3 tRNA genes are annotated in these 295 nt (G+C 46.4%); all 3 read left to right on the forward strand.

Features of this window, described 5'->3' with window-relative positions:
* The first annotated feature begins 12 nt into the window (after positions 1–12).
* The 3 genes from LQ682_RS14080 (at position 13) to LQ682_RS14090 (ending at position 295) form a co-directional block, all read left to right on the forward strand.
* Positions 13–88: transfer RNA gene (locus LQ682_RS14080), tRNA-Lys, on the forward strand.
* A 28-nt stretch (positions 89–116) separates the two neighbouring features.
* Positions 117–191 (forward strand) — tRNA-Gly (locus tag LQ682_RS14085).
* A 15-nt stretch (positions 192–206) separates the two neighbouring features.
* Positions 207–295: transfer RNA gene (locus LQ682_RS14090), tRNA-Leu, on the forward strand.

Genomic DNA, 295 nt, shown 5'->3' on the forward strand with positions numbered 1-295 from the left:
CACCATGTTTTAGAGCCATTAGCTCAGTTGGTAGAGCATCTGACTTTTAATCAGAGGGTCAGAGGTTCGAATCCTCTATGGCTCACCATTAATAATATTGTAAAAATAATGATTTAGCGGAAGTAGTTCAGCGGTAGAATACAACCTTGCCAAGGTTGGGGTCGCGGGTTCGAATCCCGTCTTCCGCTCCATTTTTATTTTTTCTTGCCGGGGTGGCGGAACTGGCAGACGCACAGGACTTAAAATCCTGCGATAAGTGATTATCGTACCGGTTCGATTCCGGTCCTCGGCACCA

Source organism: Mammaliicoccus sp. A-M4, assembly GCF_022386955.1.
Taxonomy (GTDB): Bacteria; Bacillota; Bacilli; order Staphylococcales; family Staphylococcaceae; genus Mammaliicoccus; species Mammaliicoccus lentus.